This window comes from Chitinolyticbacter meiyuanensis, from assembly GCF_008033135.1.
Classification (GTDB): domain Bacteria; phylum Pseudomonadota; class Gammaproteobacteria; order Burkholderiales; family Chitinibacteraceae; genus Chitinolyticbacter; species Chitinolyticbacter meiyuanensis.
The window spans coordinates 3902076-3918510 of sequence record NZ_CP041335.1; the positions used below are offsets into that span (position 1 = coordinate 3902076).

A 16435-nucleotide genomic window follows, 5' to 3' on the forward strand; every position below is an offset into this window, starting at 1 on the left:
GCACCAACAAAAACACCGGGCCTGGACCCGGTGTTTTTGTTTCGGCCTGGCGTGCGAATCAATAGAGCTTGTACTGCACGTTGCTGTCGCGATTGAGCCAGATTGGCTGTGTCAGCGTCTTCAGTCCCATGCCGGCCAGCGTGCCCTGCGTGGCGGCATCCACCGCGATGCCCCACTGCGTGAAGAACGGCGTGAGGTTGTAGCCGGCAACACGGCTGGTCTCGATGATGAAGGTCTGTTTTTTCGCCGCGTCGGTGCCCGGCCGCTGCGCGGCTGGCAGGTTGCGGTAGTGGGTACCCAACCTGGCGTAGAAGTCACGACCGAACGCGAGATCCAGCTGCCAGAACAGGGTGGCCCGCACAAAGAGATCAGACTGCGTATCGAAGCTGCGGCTCGCCTGATTCAGGTAGGCGAAGGTCTTGGTCCAGGTACCCTGCGTCTCGTAGCGGCTCGGCTGGCCCAGCGCGCGCTGCACATAGGCCGAAGTCAGGTTGACGGTGACCTCGGTCTGGTCGGCCCAGGTAAAGCTGCTGATCTGGTATTGGTGGCCGAGCTCATGCCACGGGCCCCAGCCGTCGGTGCGCAGCGTGTCGCTGTTCAGCACCGGGCGGATGGCGCCATCGGCCGAGGCGCTGGCCATCCGGTATTGCCACGAGTACATCCAGCCGTCGTACGGCGGCAGCTCCACGTAGTGGAAGCGGTGCGGCGTGGCGGTGTGCGGCGCAGCGAGCCCCGGCTTCATGCCATATTGCTCGTCGGCCAGATCGACGATCTGGTCCCACAGCGTCATCAATTTGACCGGATCGTCGACGTGCAACTTGGCCTTGGCCATGGTCGCGGTCAGCATGATGCGCCGGCCGACCAGCTCGGCATACGGCGCGCCGCCGTAGTTGGCCAGCATTTGCTGCCACTGCGCGGCGGTGTGCTCACCCAGCTTGAAGCGCGGCATCGCGCGGCCGCCGGAGACGATCTCCACCTTCATCTCGCCACCGGTCGGGTCGTTGAACACCGACACGTAGACGGCGCCGGTCTTGGTCGCGGTGATGGTATTGCTGCCCACCACCAGCTTTACCTTCTGATCGCTGTCATAGCCCCAGGTATCGTCGTCGATCGAATGGATCCAGATTTCCGGCAAGCGGTTGGGCATGGCACCGGTGTGGTAATAGCTGACCACCAGCACATCGCCCGACTGCACCCAATAACCGGTGGACTGGAACGGCGTGTGGTTGAAGCTGCGCAGCTGTGCCGCGCGCAGCGTGCCGATATTGCCCGGCTGCTCCAGCATGATCTGGCGGCTCGGCACGATGCTGCCGGATGGCGTCGGCGTGACCACCGGGGTCGGTGCAGGCGTCGGGACTGCAGTCGGCCGCGGCGTAGGTGTTGCCACCGGCGTGGGCACGGCAGTCGGCTTCGGTGTCGGGGTGGCAACTGGGACCGGGGTGGCGGACGGCTTCGGCGTGGGGGTGGCGGTCGGTCTTGGCGTTGGCGTGGCCGGCACAGCGGTCGGCGTCGGCGCGGTCACACTGACCACGCGCCACACGCCCCACTGGCCCGATTGCGCCGGATTGTCGCCACGGGTCCACCACTGGTTCTCGTAGACCTTGCCTTCAAAGCTGACCCGGGTGCCAGCCACGTCGTAGGTCTTGCTCGCATCCCAGGCTGGATAGGCGCCAACCGGAGCCGGCGTGCTGGTCGGAACCGGTATGGCGGTAGGCCTGGGCGTCGGCGTGGCCGCCGGTTGCGGGGTCGGCGTGGTGGCAGGCACCGGTGTTGGCGTCGCGGCCGGTGTAGCGGCGATCTTTTCCCACGGACCCCATTGCTCGGCGCCCGGCGTGTTGCTGCGGTTCCACCACTTGGCGCGCCAGTCCTGGCCCTGATAGCTGGCGGTGTCGCCAGCTACGTAAACACTGTTGTTGTCCCAAGCCGGGGCGAGCGCCCACGCCGGTACGGCGAGCAACATGCTGCTCGCGACCACCCATTGTTTCAGTTTCATGCTTCCCATCCCTGTTCGTGGATCTGGCAATCCACACTCTCCGTGCCCGGCCCGGCCGCTCTGTTTGTGGCGTGCCTCACACTGCACCGTGGCGGCGCCATCGTAGCAGCCTCGGCAAAACAGCCTGTGGCCACCCGTCCCGCATCAGCGGCCACTCATACAGAAAACGCTGTTTTGGTGATGGAGCAGCCGCCAAAGCAAAAAGGCCGCACAGGGCGGCCTTTCGGGAACGGCGGGCGAACAGGTCAGGCGGTCTGGACCGGGATGCCGTTCTTGGTGCTGACGATGCGGTTGGCTTCGTCCACGTACACCAGCGACGGCTGGTGGTTGGCGAGTTCGGCCTCGGTGTAGTCGGCAAAGGTGGCGATGATCAAGAGATCGCCCACCTGCGCGCGGCGTGCGGCGGAACCGTTCACCGAAATGATGCCCGAGCCACGCGCGGCCTTGATGGCGTAGGTGGAGAAACGCTCGCCGTTGTTGATGTTCCAGATATGGATCTGCTCGTATTCGCGGATGTTGGCGGCCTCGAGCAGGTTCTCGTCGATCGCGCACGAGCCCTCGTAGTGCAGCTCGGCGTGGGTCGTCGAGACGCGGTGGATCTTGGATTTGAGCATCGAGCGTTGCATGGCGAGGGTCTCCGCCGGTAAAAAAGCTTGCGATTATAAGACGTTAGTGCAAAAAGCCAAGTGGCAGTTTCGCGAATTGGTGCAGCGCACAGGGCAATGCTGCATTCCGGTGCATCAGCCTTGATCAGGTGGGGATGACGGCGCGCGGAAACAAGCGCTCAGCGCGCGCCGCGATACAGCAGGCAGCCATCGAGCAGGAATTCGTCCTGCGTCGGCTGCGCCCCCGGCGCCACCCGCTCGAAGTCGAGACGCACACCGTCGACCTCCACCCAGGCGGGAATGGGCTTGCCCTGGTACTGGCCAAGCGCCTGATCGGCACGCACCACGTCCTGCTGGCGCGTGGGTGCTGGCACCGGGGCCGACTGCGCTTCGGTCACGGTGAGGTCGGCGTCGCGCAGGTCGTCCATCGCCACCGTGTGCAGCTGGCTCTGCTCGCCCTTCTGCGGCGGCAGGCTGCGCAGGTACCAGCCGAACAACGCGGCCGGCACCAGCACCCGGCGCACGCGTTTCTGCTCGTCCACGAGGCATGCCACACCGAAGCGCTCGCCACATTGCGGGCAGCGGGCGGCGGCGGCGATGGCAAGCTGGTTCTCGTCAACGAGGCGTGCCGCGCCCTGCATGTCGCGGGCGTTCAGCATGTGGCCGCAGCGCACGCAGGGCTTGGAAAACTGGCGGATCTGCTCGCCGTTGCGAAAGCGCACCGGCAGCAGCTGGTTCAGGGGTCTCTTGGGCAACATCGGTTCGGGCTTGCTCAGATCAGATCGTCGCCATCCGGCATTCGAGCGTCAATTCAAGGTAGTCGATCGCCAGCCGCTGCAGCTGGACCGTGGTGCCGGGCGGCAGCTCCGGCAGTCCCGGCACACGCTGCACCAGCGGCGTGCCGTCGATGCGCACCAGGTTCTCCTTGATCACCTGGGCACGCAGCTCGGTCAGGTTTTCCTGCTCCAGATAGCGCAGGCACCAGTAGCGTTCCATCTGGTCCTGGAAATCGTTGTATGCCGTGTAGGCGGTATCAAAGGCACTGATAGCGGCAAAGAGTTCCGCATCGTTGCGGTTGAAGCGCGGTTTCTCGCCGCGCAGCATGGCCAGCAGCTGCAGCTGGTTCACGTAATCGATGCCACGGCGCAGCGGCGAGCTGGCCCAGGCATAGCAATCGACGCCCAAGCTCAGGTGTGGCCCCGGCTGGGTGGTCAGCCGCACCCGGCCCGCGGCCTGCGAGCGGTAGACGGCGGCAATCTCGGCATTGGCCAGATCCTTGCCCCAGGTGCTGTTGACCAGGATGGCGAGCTCGGACACCAGTTTGTCCATCGGCGAGCCACGCTTCCTGGGCACGATGCGCACGCGCTTGGCGCCATCGTCCAGTCGGTCGATGTAGAAGCTGTAGTCGAGCCGCACCGGCGCATTCGGGTCGGCCTTGCCGCGGCGGCCTTCCAGCTCGCCGGCGAAGCGCCACAGGTAGTTGAGCTCGGTCTTGTATGGGTAATCGGGGCCTTCGTCCTCGTGGCCGGCTGTCGCCTCGTTGAAATGCGGCTCGATCGCGTCGTGGCGCAGGTTGGCAACGATGGGCACGAGCTCGATCCGGCTGTGGTGCGAGACGATGTCGAATCCGGGCGAGAGCTCCAGGTACAGGCTCATCGCCGGGCGGGCTCCGCCTTCTTCCAGCGTGTACACCCGAACCACCTCGTCCGGCAGCATGGTGATCTTGTCACCGGGGAAGTACACGGTGGAGAGCCGCTCCAGGATCTGCTTGTCCAGCGGCGAGCCGGCAGCAATGCCGAGCGTGGGCGCAGCGATATGGATGCCAACCTGCGTATTGCCGTTGGCCAGCGGCTTGATGCTGAACGCGTCGTCGATCTCGGTCGTGGTTGCATCATCGATCGAGAATGCGGCGACATCGGCCAGCGGCAGCGCGAGCGCTGCGGCAAATTCGCCCTCGACGCGCGCCTCGCGGCCATGCGGGAAGTATTCGAGCAGGAAGCCGTCGAGCAGATAGTCGGAAACATCGGCAATGGCGCCGACACGCTCCAACAGGCGCAGCGGCGAGGTCTGCGCCGCCTCGGCGGCAGCAGCCAGCGCCTTGTATTCGATGCCGTTCTTGTCCGGGCGATGCAGCAGCTTCTTCAGCTGGGGCAGGAAGGCCTCGGGCAACGTGCCACCGGCGAGCTCGGCCTGCCAGCCTGCCATCTGCTCGGCTTCGCGCTGCTTGCGCGCCATTGCGGCAATGGCGGCCTTCACGTTCTCTTCTGGCGCCGCCTTGTAGCGGCCTCGCCCTTTCTTGTAGAAGTACATCGGCGCCTGGGCGATGCGCAGCAGCACTGCGGCCTGCTGCGCCGAGCTCGGCGCCGCGCCGTAATACTCGGCCGCGATGTCCTCGAAGCCGAACTCCTCGGTGCCGCACACCTCCCACAGGAAGTCGACGTCGATCTCGGCCGCCAGCGCTTCGGCTTCGGCCAGCATGGCAGCGGGATCAGGCCGCTCGAACTTGAGCAGCACGTTGGCGGCCTTGATCTTGCTGCGCTTGCCGCGCACGTCCTCGACCTGCAGGCTGCCGGTCTGGCTTTCCTTGACCGTGGCCACCTTGAAGCCGTCGTCTTCGTACAAAACGTGCATGCCGCGCCCTAGCGAAAAAACGCCGGATTATATACCAGCGCCCGTGACGCCGTCAGGGCAAGTACTTGAAAAACAAGGGCGAGCCGGCAGCCGGGCCGAACGGTGCGCTCACGCGCGTCGCGGATCGACCAGACCGGCCCGCTGGCACAACCATGACCAACCAGCAAGCCACCCTCTACGAGCGCCGGCAGCATGCGACACCGGCGCGCGATGCAGCAGTACGCTGTCGTCAGCTGGCACCAGCGTGATCGTTTCGCCGGCAGTGGCAACGTAGGTTTCGCCCTGGCGCAGTTCGTATCGCATCTGCCACGACTGCCCGGCAAGGAGATCCAACTCGCCCAGCAGCTGCACCGCGCCGCGCTCGACTCGCAGCGTGGCACCGGATGCCAGCCACAACGCTTGCGCCTGACCGGCGCCCAGGGTGATCCGTTGTTCCATGATGCCGCTCCGCTTCGGTGACAACTGCAGCGTACGGCGCGCCCGCAGCTCGCGGCAGGCATAGAAACAAGCGATCTGTTCTGCAACACGGAGCCGTTTCCCACGCTGTTTCGGTTGGCAAAATCGTTGTCTGTATGTGTCGATCGCGACGGCCGTGGCCGACAATGGGGCATGGACGCCCTGCCCCTCTATCGCCAGCTGGCCGAGCACTACGCCCAGGCCATCGCACTCGGCACCCTGCCGGTGGGCGAGCGCATGCCATCGATCCGGGCGTTGATGGCGCGGCACCAGGTCAGCCTGTCGACGGCGCTGCAGCTGTGTCGCCACCTGGAGGAACGTGGGCTGCTGGAAGCCCGGCCGCGATCCGGCTACTTCGTGCTGGCGCGGCGGCGCCTCGCGCCAGTACAGGAACCCACACCGCGCCTGCCGGACCCTGCGCAGTTCGTCGGCATCAACGCGCGCGTCTCTGCCATCCTGGCGCGCGGCCAGCAGGCAGCGGTGAAGGTCAACCTCGCTGGCGCGGTGGGCGCACCCGAGCTCTACCCGAGCGAAGCGCTGCGCCAATCCGCAATGCGCGCGCTACGCGCCCGGCCCGACCTGTTCGGCTGTGCCGTTCCGATGCAGGGCGAGCCCGGCTTTCGCCAGGTGCTGGCACAGCGGGCGCTGGCGAACGGCATGCAGCTTGCCGCCGACGACATCGTGGTCACCCAGGGCTGCACCGAGGCGCTGAATCTGGCGTTGCGCGCCATCGCCCAGCCCGGCGACGTGATCGCCGTCGAATCCCCCACCTTCTATGGGCTGCTGCAGATCCTGGAAAGCTTGGGGCTGCGCGCGCTGGAAATCCCCACCAGTCCGCAGACCGGCATCTCGCTGGAAGCGCTCGAACTCGCGGCCGATACCTACGACAACATCCGCGGCATCGTGGTAGTGCCCAACCTGCAGAACCCGCTCGGCTGCACCATGCCGGACGAGCACAAGGCGCGGCTGGTGGCCTGGTGCGCAGCGCGTGGCATCGCGCTGATCGAGGACGACACCTATGCCGCGCTGTCCAACCGTGATGCGCCACTGTCGACGCTGAAGGGGCTCGACCACAGTGGCAACGTGATCCACTGTGCCTCGCTGCACAAGATGCTGGTGCCCGGCATGCGGCTGGGCTGGATCAGCGCTGGCCGCTGGCAGCAGCGCGTGGCCATGCTGAAGTTCGCCCAATCGCGGCCCAATGAGGCGCTGCCACAACTGGCCGTCGCCGATTTCATGGCCAGCCCCGCGTTCGAGCGCCACCTGCGGCGACTACGCGCCACCTTGCGCAACCAGCGCGAGCGCCTGGCAGAAGCCATCGCCCGCCAGTTCCGAGCCGGCACCTGCCTCACCGTGCCCGACGGCGGCCTTGGCCTGTGGATCGCCCTGCCCGAAGGCGGCGACGGCGAAGCGCTGTTCGACGCCGCACTCCGCGCCGGCATTCGCATCGCACCCGGCGTGATGTTCTCCAACTCGCAGCGCTTCACCGGCCACATCCGCCTCTCCTGCGGCCAGCCGTATACGCGGGAGCTAGATGAGGCGATCCGCTGGCTCGGGGCTTGGGTGGCGCAGCACTAGCTCTATCAGGCAATTGGCTCGCCGACGATTTATGACATCGGTTTTGCAACGCCGACGTCTTAGCCCTACGATCGCTCACTCCCCATCGTCGTTTCGTCGCCCCCCTGCCTGCTTCATGCTCGTTCGCCAAACCGCCGCTTCAGATGGTCCTCTGCTCGGCGCCATAGCCGCGCGCCATGCCACGTCGGACCAAGCGGCGCTGTCGGAGCTGCTGAGCTGCGCGCTGTCCGGGATCGCAACCCTGTTCGGTGTCGTGGCCTATCGCCGGCAACCGTGTCCCGGCTCGCCGCGCCTGCTGGCGGCGCTGGCCGTGTTGAGTGCACCCATCCTGGCGACACTGCTGGTGGCGTTACTGCTGGTTGCTGTCTGATCACGGCACTGTTACGGAAAACGTGCAATCTTTCGCACACATGCCAGAATCATGAAATTCACCCGTCATCGGGAACCTTCATGATGCGCCGTCCGCTTGCCTCCCTTCGCCTCGCCGCTCTGGCGCTCTGGCTGCTGCTGTCCGGCTGCGCCACCCAGTTGGCCCCTGCTTACGATCGCGCGGTGGTCGACGGTCTCAATGCCGCCGCCCTCGAAACAATGACGCTGCTCGCCGCCGTCTCCGCCGGCACCGAGCCGGCCTCGTTTGCCGTGCGCGAGCCGCGCTACAACGCGCTGATCGGCCGGCTGGATGCGTTGGCACTGCTGGCCGGCGCACGGCCGGTGCCGCGCAATGGCCTTACCGATGCCATCAACGCTGCGCTCGCCCAGCGCGGCGGACCGCCATTGGATGACGACAGCAGCACGGCGCCCAGCACGCACGCAATCAGGAAGATCGCCGAAACCGTAACCAAGCTGCGCGATACCGACCGCAAACGGGGCGTGACGGCGTTCGAAGCCATGGCATTCAAAGGCCAGATCGTGATCTACCTCGATCAGGCGATCACCTACGAAAACTATCTGCAACGCTAACGCCGGAGCGCCGCCATGCCCCTCGACATCAGCCAGCTCGTGCTCGACATGCAGGCCGCCGCCACCTCGGTGCTGAAGGCCGACGTCACCACCTTCCGCGGCTTCTCGGATCGCCAGCTCAAGGCCATCGCCCAGCAGGCGGAACTGGTTCGGCTCGGCATCACTTCCGGCCAGATCACCGACGAGACCCGTGAATTCTTCCTCGACGGGCTGGAAGACATGGCACTGAGCTTCGCCCGCACCCTGCGTGGCCTGCTGATCGCCACCGTGGAGAAGGTCTGGAACGCCCTCGTCGGCGTGCTGTGGAAGGCCATTTCGGCAGCCACCGGACTGATCCTGCCATTTCCCGTGCTCGGCGAATTGCAGTAGGCATGCCATGGCGGATTCGATTTCCATCCTGATCGGCATCCAGAAAGACCAGACCGCCTTGATCTACACGCTGTGGAACGTGTTCCAGGGCCTGTGCTTCGTACTGCTGGGCTACGTGTTCAGCCAGGAACACGTGCGCAAGAGCCCGCTGATCCTCACCGGCTTCAGCATCAGCGTGCTGCTGTACGCGATCGGCAATCACAACGCCATCATGCGGGCGCAGAAGCTGGTGATTGCCGCCACCGAAGCCTTGCACCAACACGCAGCCGCCGATGCGTCGCTCCGCGGTGTACTGACGGCATTCGAAGCGCCGACACTGAACCAGCTCGCGCTCGCCCATGGCGTGTTCACGCTGTTCGTAGCGAGCGGCATCTGGCTGCCCTACCTGTGGACGAAGCTGCTGCCACGCATCCAACCCGCGGCGCCCAGCTGACTCAATACCGGCGCGGCCCGCCACAGCACACGTCAATCCGTACACCCCGTCGTTGGAGACTGCAATGCAATACCCTGGACGCATCATCAAGCTGGGCGAGACCGACGCCAAGATCGTCGCCGCGCTGAAAAAACAATTGAACGCCGCGCTGGCCATTGCCAATCAACCGGACCTCAAGCTCGACCCGGCCAACCCCAGCTTCGGCCCCACCACCAAGCAGGCCGTGATGCTGTTCCAGTCCCGGCACGTGGACAACAACGGCAACCCGTTGAAGGCCGACGGCCAGGTCGGGGCGCTCACCTGGGAGGCGCTGTTCGGGCAGGATTCGATCAGCACATCGAACACTGCCGGTGACCACTTTCTCGCCCGCGTGCTGGCCGTGGCCGGCGGCGAAGCGGACAAGAAGGTGCGCGAGCAGCCGGTCAACTCCAACCGCGGCCCCGAAGTGGACGTATATCTCAAGACGGCCGGCGTGCCGACCGGTCTGGCCTGGTGTGTCGCCTTCGTCTACTACTGCTTCAACAAGGCGGCGCAAGATGCCGGCCGGCCCAATCCCATGGTGAAGACTGCCGGTGTGCTCGATCACTGGAACCGCTGCGCCAAGGAAAAAGGCGCAAGGCGGATCACCAAGGCCGAAGCCATGGCCAATCCTGGCCTGGTGCAACCCGGCATGGTGTTCGTGATGGACCACGGCGGCGGGCTCGGCCACTCCGGGCTGGTGGAGCGGGTGGCCGGCGGCATCATCCACACCATCGAGGGCAACACCGATGCCAGCAAGACCCGCGAAGGCGGTGGCGTCTATCGGCTGAGTCGCAAAATCGTCGACATCAACAAGGGCTTCGTCGACTACACCGGCCGCTGACGCAGTTGCGCAGCCGAGTCCCCCGGCTGCGCAGCTTCTCAGAACCCCGCCAGCACGATCTTGCCAATGGCGCGTCCCGCTTCCAGCGTGACATGCGCGCGCCGCAGGTTCGCCGCGTTGATCGCGCCGTAGTGCTCGCCCACCGTGGTGCGCAACGCGCCAGCATCGACCAGCCGTGCCACCTCGGTCAGCAACTGATGCTGCGCGATCATGTCCGGCGTCTGGAACATGGCGCGGGTGAACATGAACTCCTGCAGGAAGCCCGCGCTCTTGGGCTTGAGCGGTTCCAGCCTCAGCGGCTGCGCGTTCTCGACGATGGTGACGATATTGCCCTGCGGCACGATCAGCTCGGCCATCGCCGCCATATGGCCATCGGTATCGTTGAAGCACAGCACGTAATCCACGTACTTGAGCCCCAGCTGGCGCACCGCGGCCACCAGATCGCCACGGTGGTCGATCGCATGATCGGCGCCCAGCTTCAGCACCCAATCCCGGCTTTCTGGGCGCGAGGCGGTGGCGATCACGGTGAGGCCAGCCTGCTTGGCAAGCTGGATCGCGATGGAGCCGACGCCGCCGGCCCCACCGATGATCAACGCCGTCTTGCCCGCATCGGTGCCATGGCGATCCACCCGGAGGCGATCGAACAGCGATTCCCATGCGGTAATCGCCGTCAGCGGCAACGCGGCCGCCTCGGCGTAACCCAGCGTCCGCGGCTTGGCCGCAACGATGCGCTCGTCCACCAACTGGAATTCGGCATTGCTGCCTGGCCGGGTGATATCGCCGGCGTAGTACACGGCATCACCCGGACGGAACAGCGTCACCTCGGGGCCAACGGCCTCGACCACGCCGGCGGCATCCCAGCCCAGCACGCGCGGACTGGGTTCGACCTTGTCCTTGGGCGCGCGCACCTTGTAGTCCACCGGATTGACCGAGATCGCCTCGACGCGGACCAGCAGGTCGCGACCGCTGGCCACGGGCTTGGGCAGGGTCACGTCGAGCAGTGCATCAGGATCGGTGATCGGCAGGTATCGGGTGAGGGCGACGGCTTTCATGCGAGGGCTCCTTGGAAAGTCGGGTAACGGGTGTAGCCGGCGGCCGAGCCGCCGAACAGCGTGGTGGGGTCGAGCTCGGCGAGCGGCCAGTTGCGACGCAAGCGCTCGGGCAAATCCGGATTGGCCACGAAGGGCCGGCCGAAGGCGACGAGATCAGCCCAGCCGCGCGCCAGCACTGCGACGGCACGCTGGCGGTCGTAGCGACCGGCGACGATCAACGCGCCAGCGAAACTCGCGCGCAGCCGGTCGCGGAATGCATCCGGCACCTGGGGTGCGTCGTCCCAGTCAGCCTCGGAAAGATGCAGGTAGGCCACCTTGCCGCTCAGCCAGGCAGCGGCAAGCGCGATGGTGTCGATGATGTCGGGGTCGGCCATGTCCTTGGCGGTGATGTAGGGCGCGAGCCGCACGCCGACGCGTTCGCCGCCGATCTCGGCCGCCACGGCCGCCACCACCTCCTGCAGGAAGCGCAGCCGGTTTTGCGGCGAACCGCCGTATTCGTCGTCGCGCCGATTGCTGGTGCTGCGCAGGAACTGGTCGATCAGGTAGCCGTTGGCCGCGTGCAGCTCCACCCCATCGAACCCGGCATCGATCGCATTGCGCGCCGCCTGGCGGAAGTCGGCGACGATGCCGGCAATCTCCACGCGGGTCAGCGCCCGCGGCAGCGGGCAATCGAGCATGCGGCCCACGCCATCCGCATCGGCCACCCACACCTGCGTGCCACGGGGCTGGATCGCAGACGGTGCCACCGGCTGGCCGCCGGCGTGGAACACCGGATGCGACACCCGGCCCACGTGCCAGATCTGATTGAAGATGCGCCCGCCAGCGTGGTGCACGGCCGCGGTCACACCGCGCCAGCCGGCGATCTGCTCGGCGCTGTAAACCCCGGGGGTGAATGAGTAGCCCTGGGCCGAAGCGCTGATCTGCGTCGCCTCGGTGATGATGAGGCCAGCGCTGACGCGCTGGGCGTAGTACTCGGCCATCAGCGCGGTCGGCACATTGCCCGGCTGGGCGCTGCGGGCACGCGTCATCGGTGCCATCACGATGCGGTTGGGCAGGGTGAGCGGGCCCAGCGGCATGGGGGAAAACAGGTCGGTCGTCATAGCAGCGCACCGCCTTCCAGATCGAGCACCGCACCGGTCATTGCCGGCTGCGTCAGCGCCAGCAGGTAGAGTTCGGCAAGGTCGGCCGGATCGACCACCTGCCCTGCGGGCAGGCCGGCAGCGATCGATGCGAGTTTGTCGTCGCGTGCGACGCCCTGGCCCCAGCTCTCGGTGGCAGTCACGCCGGGCGATACCACGTTGACGCGGCGCGGTGCCAGCTCCTTGGCGAGGTTGCGGCCCAGCGCCTCGGTGGCGGCGTTCAGCGTGGCCTTGGTGATGCCGCCGACGCTGGCCTTGCGCGCCAGCACGCCGGAGGTCAGCACGATGGCGGCATCGGGCGCCAGCTGCGGCAGCAACGCCTGCAGCAGCGCAATGGTGCCAAAGAACTTCACCTCGAAGCCCAGCCGCCATTCGGCGAGGTCCGCCTCGGCAAAGCGCGGCGAGCCGATGCGGGCACCGGCGGTGAACACCACGCCATCCAGCAACGGCAGCGCTGCAAGCTGGGTGGCGAATTGCGCCGGCGCAACCAGGTCAAGCTGCACTGTCTGCGCCCCCGGCACCGTGGCCGCGCCGCGGCCGGCAGTCCAGGCCTCAGCGCCGGCAGCCAGCGCCGCCATGGCCACGGCCCGACCTATGCCCTGGGTGCCGCCGACCACCAGCAGCTTCCTGTTCAACAGACTGTTCATCAGTGCGCACTCCACGTGGGGATGTGCGCATGGTGCGCCTGCCGCTTCAGCGGAAAAAGCACATAATCAACAAAACATTATCAACAGGATTTTATGAATGAAGGCCGAGCTGCCGAACTGGGACTGGTTCCTGCGCATCGTCGAGCGTGGTTCGATTTCCGCCGCCGCGCGCGATCTCAACCAAAGCCCGGCCGCGCTGTCGATCGCGTTGAAGCGCCTGGAAACCCAGCTTGGCGTGCGGCTGTTCCAGCGCAGTACGCGCCAGCTCTCGCTCACCAATGAGGGCGATATCTGGTATCGCAGCGCCCGTGCCGCACAGACTGCGCTCGACCAGGGGCGGGAGGCGCTGCGCGAGGTGAAGGGGGAGCTTGCCGGACCGCTGCGGCTATCCGCGCCGTCCGATTTCGGTCGGCAATACGTGCTCGATTGGGTGGACGAGTTCGTCGCCCGCCATCCGGCGGTGGAGCCGGCGCTGACGCTGTCGGACGCCATCGACAACCTCGTCGCCGACTCGATCGACCTCGCCTTCCGCTACGGCCAGCCGCGCGATGCCGCCGTGGTCGCCACGGCGTTGGTGCCGGACAACCGCCGCATCGTCGTCGCCAGCCCCGGCTATTGGTCGCGCCGGCCACCGCCGCGCCATCCGGCCGAGCTTGCCGAGCACGACTGCCTGGCCTTCAGCATCCGCGATACGCCGCACACCGCCTGGCAGTTCGGCGATGACGACAGCAGGCTCCGGGTGCAGGTGCAGCCGCGCCGCCACAGCAACGATGGCGCGTTGGTCAGCGAATGGGCACGCCGTGGCTGGGGCGTGGCCTACAAGTCGCGACTGGATGTGGCGAGCGATCTCGCCGAGGGGAGGCTGGTCGCAGCACTGGAAGACTGGCAGACCGAGCCGACGCCGCTCTATCTGGTGCGGCATGGCGGCCGGCTGCTGCCAGCGCGACTGCGCGCGTTCTGGGATTTCTGCGTGGACAAGATGGCAGGTGGGCCAGAGCGAGCCTAGCCCACCATCCGCGCACTACCGCAAGATCTCGACGTGATCGATGTCGACGTCGGTGCTGAACAGGCCGCGATCGACCTCGCCGGTCAGCCGCAGCCGGGTGGTCGGGCCGATGTCCTGCGTCGGCAGATCCTTGGCATCGATCTCGACCTGGATGGTGCCGCTGTCGTCGCGGAACTCGTAGTGATCCTTGTCGAGCTTGCGCACCAGATGGCCTTCCAGCCGCACCGGGGTGTCGTCAGGCGCCTGCGCCGCCGCGGCGGCCGTGGTTGGTGCAGCCTCCTTGCCGGGGCCGACCCAGGCGGCAAAGACGGGCGAGGTGCCCAGTGCCACGGTGGCTGCCGCCGCCAACATCACTCGGATCGCAATCATGGTGTGCTCCCAAGAAAAGATGCCCGTTGGAAAACAGCTGCGGCCCGGCAGTTCCGCCGGTGGGAAAACCACCGAAACGACCACGGAAGCGCGTGGCTCCCGTGATGCGGATGCACAAGCGCTCAATACACCTCGAACATGCGCTGGATATCCTTGGTGTCGCGGGTCTTGGTCAGCGCCAGCATCAGCAGGATGCGCGCCTTCTGCGCATTGAGGTTGTCGGCGGCGACGAAATCGAGCTCGTCGTCGTTGGCTTCGCCGTTGCGCGCGGTGATGCCGCTGCCGGTGCGCGAGCTGCGCACGATCACCACGCCCTTGGCGCGTGCCTCCTTCAGCGCCTCCTTCACCGGGGTGGCGAGGCTGCCATTCCCGGTGCCGGCGTGCACCAGGCCCGCATCGCCACCGGCGACAAAGGCGTCGATCGGCGTACGCTTGGCGTTGGCATAGCCGTAGACAATGTCGACTTCGGGCAGCTTGACGAGCTTGCTGACGTCGAACTCGGTATCGACCGTATGCTTGCGCGCGGTGGCACGGTAGAACACCGGCTTGCCGCGCACCACGTAACCGAGGTTGCCCATGTCCGGCGCGCGAAAGGTGTTGGCCAGCATGGTGTTGCTCTTGGTCACTTCGCGCGCGCCCTGGATCTCGTCATTCAGCGCCACCAGCACGCCACGGCCCTGCGCATCCTTGCTGCCGGCAATGCCCACGGCGTTGTAGAGATTGATCGGGCCATCGGCGCTGATCGCGGTAGCCGGGCGCATTGCGCCGACGATCACCACCGGCTTCTTGCTCTTGACCACCAGGTTGAGGAAGTACGCTGTCTCCTCGATGGTGTCGGTCCCGTGGGTGATGACGATGCCGTCCACGTTCGACTGCTTGAGCAGCTCATTCACCCGCTTGGCGAGCTTGAGCCAGTGATCATTGGTCATGTTCTCGCTGGCGATCTGGAACACCTGCTCGCCGCTGACATTGGCGATGGTCTTCATTTCCGGCACGGCCTCGATCAGCTTGTCCACGCCGAGCTTGGCGGCGGTATAGCCGACCGTGGTGGTGCTGGTGGCGCCTGTGCCGGCGATGGTGCCGCCGGTGGCGAGGATGGTCACATTGGGCAGGCTGTCGGCATGGCTGAATGCGGCTGCGCCGAGGAAGGCCACGGCAGCGCCGTAGCGGGCAAGACGAGTTGCATACATGGGGTGTCATCTCCTGTCGGGGGCCGCCGGGCTCGTAGCCAGGCGGTCTGGATGCCGCCCGTGCGGCGGCGGGATGAGCATGCGCGCCGCCGACGCCGTCACGGAATTGCCATAAATCCCGATGGGGAAAGGCCTTACAACACATAAAGGATGCAGAAAGCTTCATCGCAGCACAGCAACGCGACATCGTGGTGCAGCGTAGGCAACGGGTCGACAGGGCTTGAGATTGCCGGCAACGGCCGCAACTAAGCAGGAATCGGGCGCCAAGCGCATGGAGTGAAGATGAACAAGGTCTTGATGTACAGCACTGGCATATGCCCCTACTGCGTGATGGCCGAGCGGCTGTTGACGCAGCGTGGCGTGGACGCCATCGAGAAGATCCGCGTCGATCTGGAACCCAACCGACGCGAAGAGATGATGCAGAAGACCGGCCGGCGCACGGTGCCGCAGATCTATATCGGCGACACCCACGTCGGTGGCTATGACGATCTGGCCGCGCTCGACCGCGCTGGTGGGCTCGTTCCGCTGCTTGAAAACCAGTGATCGGCGCGCGGCTGCGCGCTGGTTACTCGTCACGGAATCATGCGATGATTCCGGCCACGTGAGGGCGGCACCAGACTGCCCACCTCTACACACACACTGAATGAAGGGAATCGCGATGAGCGAACAGGAACAGCAAGAACAATCGCAACAACCGGTCTTTGCCATCCAGAAGCTGTACGTGAAGGACATCTCGCTGGAAGCACCGAACACCCCGCAAGCGTTCATGGAGCAGGAACAGCCGGAATTCAACATCCAGTTCCGCAACAACGCCAAGAGCTTCGACAACGGTTTCTATGAAGCCGCGCTCACCGTGACCGCCACTGCCAAGGCCGAAGACCGTACGCTGTTCCTGGTCGAGATCACCCAGGCTGGCCTCTTCAGCATCGAGAACATTCCGGAAGGCGAACTCGACCCGCTGCTCGGCATCGGTTGCCCCAGCATCCTGTTCCCCTACCTGCGTGAAGCCGTCAGCGATCTGACCACCCGCGCCGGCTTCCCGCCGCTGCTGCTGCAGCCGATCAACTTCGAAGCGATCTACCTGCAACAACGTCAGGCCCAGGCCGCGCAAGAAGCCAATGGCGAAGCGCAGACCACGCACTGAG

The 16435-nt window shown here is 66.0% G+C and carries 19 protein-coding genes; 9 read left to right on the forward strand and 10 right to left on the reverse strand.

Annotation, left to right across the window (positions count from 1 at the left end; genetic code table 11):
• Positions 1-58: 58 nt before the first annotated feature.
• From FLM21_RS18555 to FLM21_RS18575, 5 genes are all read right to left on the reverse strand, one after another.
• Positions 59-1993 (reverse strand): M60 family metallopeptidase, encoded by a 1935-nt coding sequence (locus FLM21_RS18555; protein WP_187359991.1) that lies wholly within the window; start codon positions 1991-1993, stop codon positions 59-61.
• A gap of 245 nt (positions 1994-2238) precedes the next feature.
• Positions 2239-2619 carry an aspartate 1-decarboxylase gene (panD, locus tag FLM21_RS18560; RefSeq protein WP_148716995.1) on the reverse strand — a complete coding sequence of 127 codons (381 nt, stop codon included), beginning with the start codon at positions 2617-2619 and terminating at the stop codon, positions 2239-2241.
• A 158-nt stretch (positions 2620-2777) separates the two neighbouring features.
• Positions 2778-3356, reverse strand: a complete 579-nt coding sequence (locus tag FLM21_RS18565) for a hypothetical protein (RefSeq protein ID WP_148716996.1) — start codon at positions 3354-3356, stop codon at positions 2778-2780.
• 19 nt (positions 3357-3375) lie between these two features.
• Positions 3376-5229: a ribonuclease catalytic domain-containing protein gene (locus FLM21_RS18570; RefSeq protein WP_148716997.1), complete on the reverse strand. Its 1854-nt coding sequence runs from the start codon at positions 5227-5229 to the stop codon at positions 3376-3378.
• Positions 5230-5337: 108 nt separating this feature from the next.
• Positions 5338-5667: a hypothetical protein gene (locus tag FLM21_RS18575; protein WP_148716998.1), complete on the reverse strand. Its 330-nt coding sequence runs from the start codon at positions 5665-5667 to the stop codon at positions 5338-5340.
• 171 nt (positions 5668-5838) lie between these two features.
• Here FLM21_RS18575 and FLM21_RS18580 point away from each other — a divergent pair, with 171 nt between their 5' ends.
• The 6 genes from FLM21_RS18580 to FLM21_RS18605 all read left to right on the forward strand — a co-directional run bounded on the left by FLM21_RS18580 (position 5839) and on the right by FLM21_RS18605 (position 9887).
• Positions 5839-7263: an aminotransferase-like domain-containing protein gene (locus FLM21_RS18580; RefSeq protein ID WP_148716999.1), complete on the forward strand. Its 1425-nt coding sequence runs from the start codon at positions 5839-5841 to the stop codon at positions 7261-7263.
• A gap of 115 nt (positions 7264-7378) precedes the next feature.
• Positions 7379-7633 carry a hypothetical protein gene (locus FLM21_RS18585; protein ID WP_148717000.1) on the forward strand — a complete coding sequence of 85 codons (255 nt, stop codon included), beginning with the start codon at positions 7379-7381 and terminating at the stop codon, positions 7631-7633.
• A gap of 80 nt (positions 7634-7713) precedes the next feature.
• Positions 7714-8223 carry a hypothetical protein gene (locus FLM21_RS18590; RefSeq protein WP_148717001.1) on the forward strand — a complete coding sequence of 170 codons (510 nt, stop codon included), beginning with the start codon at positions 7714-7716 and terminating at the stop codon, positions 8221-8223.
• 15 nt (positions 8224-8238) lie between these two features.
• Positions 8239-8592 (forward strand): hypothetical protein, encoded by a 354-nt coding sequence (locus tag FLM21_RS18595; protein ID WP_148717002.1) that lies wholly within the window; start codon positions 8239-8241, stop codon positions 8590-8592.
• Positions 8593-8599: 7 nt separating this feature from the next.
• Entirely contained in the window at positions 8600-9025 is a 426-nt protein-coding gene (locus FLM21_RS18600; RefSeq protein WP_148717003.1) for a hypothetical protein, read from the forward strand.
• 64 nt (positions 9026-9089) lie between these two features.
• Positions 9090-9887 carry a peptidoglycan-binding domain-containing protein gene (locus tag FLM21_RS18605; protein ID WP_148717004.1) on the forward strand — a complete coding sequence of 266 codons (798 nt, stop codon included), beginning with the start codon at positions 9090-9092 and terminating at the stop codon, positions 9885-9887.
• Between the two features lie 38 nt (positions 9888-9925).
• On the opposite strand, the gene FLM21_RS18610 is transcribed toward FLM21_RS18605, so the two are convergent.
• From FLM21_RS18610 to FLM21_RS18620, 3 genes are read right to left on the reverse strand one after another with little or no spacing between them, the layout of a single operon-like run.
• Positions 9926-10939, reverse strand: a complete 1014-nt coding sequence (locus FLM21_RS18610; protein ID WP_148717005.1) for a zinc-binding alcohol dehydrogenase family protein — start codon at positions 10937-10939, stop codon at positions 9926-9928.
• Positions 10936-12039 (reverse strand): alkene reductase, encoded by a 1104-nt coding sequence (locus FLM21_RS18615; protein ID WP_148717006.1) that lies wholly within the window; start codon positions 12037-12039, stop codon positions 10936-10938. Before FLM21_RS18615 ends, FLM21_RS18610 begins: the two co-directional genes overlap by 4 nt.
• The gene (locus FLM21_RS18620) at positions 12036-12725 is read right to left on the reverse strand and encodes an SDR family oxidoreductase (RefSeq protein ID WP_148717007.1); all 690 of its coding nucleotides are present in this window, start codon (positions 12723-12725) and stop codon (positions 12036-12038) included. Before FLM21_RS18620 ends, FLM21_RS18615 begins: the two co-directional genes overlap by 4 nt.
• A gap of 97 nt (positions 12726-12822) precedes the next feature.
• Here FLM21_RS18620 and FLM21_RS18625 point away from each other — a divergent pair, with 97 nt between their 5' ends.
• Positions 12823-13731: a LysR family transcriptional regulator gene (locus tag FLM21_RS18625; protein ID WP_148717008.1), complete on the forward strand. Its 909-nt coding sequence runs from the start codon at positions 12823-12825 to the stop codon at positions 13729-13731.
• Between the two features lie 15 nt (positions 13732-13746).
• Here FLM21_RS18625 and FLM21_RS18630 read toward each other — a convergent pair whose 3' ends face one another.
• The gene (locus FLM21_RS18630; protein ID WP_246120757.1) at positions 13747-14100 is read right to left on the reverse strand and encodes a NirD/YgiW/YdeI family stress tolerance protein; all 354 of its coding nucleotides are present in this window, start codon (positions 14098-14100) and stop codon (positions 13747-13749) included.
• Between the two features lie 122 nt (positions 14101-14222).
• On the reverse strand, positions 14223-15290 hold the full coding sequence (locus tag FLM21_RS18635; RefSeq protein WP_148717009.1) for a type II asparaginase: 1068 nt from the start codon (positions 15288-15290) through the stop codon (positions 14223-14225).
• A gap of 282 nt (positions 15291-15572) precedes the next feature.
• On the opposite strand from FLM21_RS18635, the gene grxC reads away from it, so the two are divergent.
• Together grxC and secB are read left to right on the forward strand one after the other, a co-directional pair.
• Positions 15573-15833: a glutaredoxin 3 gene (grxC, locus tag FLM21_RS18640; protein WP_148717010.1), complete on the forward strand. Its 261-nt coding sequence runs from the start codon at positions 15573-15575 to the stop codon at positions 15831-15833.
• 115 nt (positions 15834-15948) lie between these two features.
• Complete coding sequence (secB, locus tag FLM21_RS18645; protein ID WP_148717011.1) at positions 15949-16434, forward strand: protein-export chaperone SecB; 486 nt, start codon at positions 15949-15951, stop codon at positions 16432-16434.
• Position 16435 lies beyond the last annotated feature (1 nt).